This window comes from Acinetobacter sp. AL9 (assembly GCF_041464035.1).
GTDB classification, from domain to species: Bacteria; Pseudomonadota; Gammaproteobacteria; order Pseudomonadales; family Moraxellaceae; genus Acinetobacter; species Acinetobacter towneri.
In genome coordinates this window covers 1-2,565 of the sequence record NZ_JAYFSK010000115.1, presented here as the reverse complement: position 1 = coordinate 2,565, position 2,565 = coordinate 1, and the positions used below count along the sequence as shown (strand labels likewise).

Sequence of the window (2,565 nt, the reverse complement as noted above, 5' to 3'; positions counted from 1 at the left end):
TCAACAATACAAAAAATTTCTGTAAAATCGTACATGGTAGTTAGAGCCTTTGGGTTGTGTCGTAACTTTCTAAATGGCTCTAACTACCTTTTTTTCAAGGGCTTTTCTTATCCGTAATTCGGGTTATTTAAGCATTTTAAATTCAAAAAAACGCAGTTATCCACAGCTTTAAATTTATTATAAATTCAAAATCAGCCATATTTTAAATCGAATATGTGGATAAGTTATTTTAAAACCCAAACATCTGCACCAAGCACCGTAGATAATCTGAAAGCCTTGAGTGGTGCGGATTTTAAAAATCAACACAGAATTAATTCATTATTGGCAGATATTATATTTAAAATAAAATTAGTACTTTATTTAATCAATTTTTTATGCTAAAAATATAGCCGTATTTAAATATTTAACGATAAATAGATCATCGGAAAATAATATCTATGAAAATCGTGCAAGAAGAAAACTTACAGCATGTAGAACATCAACTTGAGCAACGCTATCAGCTCGACCCAATGTCTTGCCTATTTTTTGCATTAGGCATGCTGCTCTCCGCCTACGGCTTACACTATTTTGTGTTCTGAGTTTCACTCATCAACAAGCCTCTATGACTTTTCACCTATTTCTATAAAAAAAACCCAGCTAATTCAGCTGGGTTTTTGCTTTTTACTACTATCAATTAACCGTGACGTTTTGCAAAGTCATCCATAAAGTTAACCAAAGCTTGTACGCCATCTAATGGCACTGCATTATAAATACTTGCGCGCATACCACCTACAGAACGGTGACCTGCCAAGTTCAACAAACGGTTTTCTTCAGCTTCTTGCAAGAATTGTTTTTCCAGTGCGGCATCAGCCAAAGTAAACGGAACGTTCATAATTGAACGGTTTGCGCTATAAATTGGATTCGCGTAGAAATCGCTTGAATCGATATAACCGTATAATAATTTCGCTTTTTCTAGGTTAGCTTGATGAATCGCATCTACACCACCGTTTTGCAATAACCACTCAAACACTAAACCAGACAAATACCATGCATAAGTTGCAGGTGTATTCACCATGGAATCATTTTTTGCCTGTGCTGAATATTTCAAAATGCTTGGAATTTCAGGCTTGGCTTGATCAAGCAAATCTTCACGTACAATCACAATGGTTAAGCCTGCTGGGCCAATATTTTTTTGCGCACCTGCATAAATCAGACCAAATTTAGATACATCTAAAGGTGCAGATAAAATGCTTGATGAGAAATCACATACCAACGGTTTGTCTGTTTCTGGAATATTGACAAACTGCAAACCACCAATTGTTTCGTTATCTGCATAATGCACATAGGCAGCATCGGCAGATAAGTTCCATTGGCTTTGTTCGCTAATGGCATGCTTACCTTCAATCTGAATACCCGCTTCAACGACATGAATATCGCCATAGCGCTGCGCTTCTTTTAAGGCTTTTTCAGACCAAATACCCGTGTGGATATAATCTGCCTTGTTGTTTTTACCCAACAAATTCAATGGAATCGCAGAGAATTGTAGCGATGCACCACCCTGCAAGAACAATACTTTGTAGTTCTCAGGAATATTCATGAGTTTGCGCAGGTCTGCTTCCGCTTTTTCAGCCATGGCAACATAGTCGGCACTACGGTGGCTCATTTCCATGATCGAAAGACCTTTGCCATGCCAGTCAAGCATTTCAGCTTGAGCTTTTTCAAGTACGGCAGTCGGTAATGCTGCAGGACCAGCACAGAAGTTGTACGCGCGCATGATTTTTCCTTTCAGAGTGAAACACAATAAAATGATGGCATTTAACCATATCTGGCAGGGTCTTGCACAAAATTATTTCAATCTATGAGCCAAGATAGAGTCAAAAAATCAATGTAGATTCGAGGGATAAATTTACTAAATCAAAAAAAGAGGTTGAAATGTGTGCGACAATATCTGTCGCAAATTGATCAAAAAAACCACCCGCTACTCCTAATTAAATGATATTTTAAATAAATATTAAAGGAGAAATAAACAATGACAACATTCCTCAATCACTCTAAGGTAGATAAAAATTTACTTGAAGTTGACTTCTTTGACCCTAATCTGGAAACAGATACTCGCTTATACATTGATAGTTATTATTTAACTCGTTGTGAGAACATACATTCCAAGTCTGCTCTGACTACTCAGCAAAATTTTATGAAATGTTTAATGGAAGCTCTTAAAGAAAAAGATGAAATTAAAGCAAGAAAATTATGCTCCCATTTTCCTGAGCCCAAATATACTGGCATTGGTGCAACTAAAGAAGGAGTAAATGGCAAAGGATCACACGATATTAAAGTTGAATATATACTCACATGCTTAAAGTCTTCTCAGGCAGCTCAGACAGGCTTATTAGAAGATCTTGAAGAATTAATATTAGTTGCAGATGGTATAGGTCCGGACACTATTTCAGATATAACGACTAGGGTCTGTTGACATTTCATAAATGGCTTGCGCTGTAGGCTAAAACTGAGCAGATCAGGCATGAAACGCAAGGAATAGCGAGATTATTGCTAAGTTTCATAACGCAATCTGAGAAAGTTTTAGCC

General features: G+C 36.8%; 3 protein-coding genes. 2 read left to right on the top strand and 1 reads right to left on the bottom strand.

The window, feature by feature from the left end; translation table 11 throughout:
• The first annotated feature begins 437 nt into the window (after positions 1 to 437).
• Positions 438 to 578: a hypothetical protein gene (locus ACEO2X_RS13685; protein ID WP_004971840.1), complete on the top strand. Its 141-nt coding sequence runs from the start codon at positions 438 to 440 to the stop codon at positions 576 to 578.
• Positions 579 to 673: 95 nt separating this feature from the next.
• Here the strand turns inward: ACEO2X_RS13685 and serC are convergent, their stop codons facing one another.
• On the bottom strand, positions 674 to 1,753 hold the full coding sequence (gene serC / locus ACEO2X_RS13680; RefSeq protein WP_371972151.1) for a 3-phosphoserine/phosphohydroxythreonine transaminase: 1,080 nt from the start codon (positions 1,751 to 1,753) through the stop codon (positions 674 to 676).
• Between the two features lie 255 nt (positions 1,754 to 2,008).
• Here serC and ACEO2X_RS13675 point away from each other — a divergent pair, with 255 nt between their 5' ends.
• Positions 2,009 to 2,452 carry a hypothetical protein gene (locus ACEO2X_RS13675; protein WP_371972150.1) on the top strand — a complete coding sequence of 148 codons (444 nt, stop codon included), beginning with the start codon at positions 2,009 to 2,011 and terminating at the stop codon, positions 2,450 to 2,452.
• The last annotated feature ends 113 nt before the right edge of the window (positions 2,453 to 2,565 follow it).

Excerpts from the sequence above, each read along its gene's own strand:
- ACEO2X_RS13685 (WP_004971840.1), top strand. The coding sequence starts at position 438 with ATGAAAATCGTGCAAGAAGAAAACTTACAGCATGTAGAACATCAACTT.
- serC (WP_371972151.1), bottom strand. The coding sequence starts at position 1,753 with ATGCGCGCGTACAACTTCTGTGCTGGTCCTGCAGCATTACCGACTGCC.
- ACEO2X_RS13675 (WP_371972150.1), top strand. The coding sequence starts at position 2,009 with ATGACAACATTCCTCAATCACTCTAAGGTAGATAAAAATTTACTTGAA.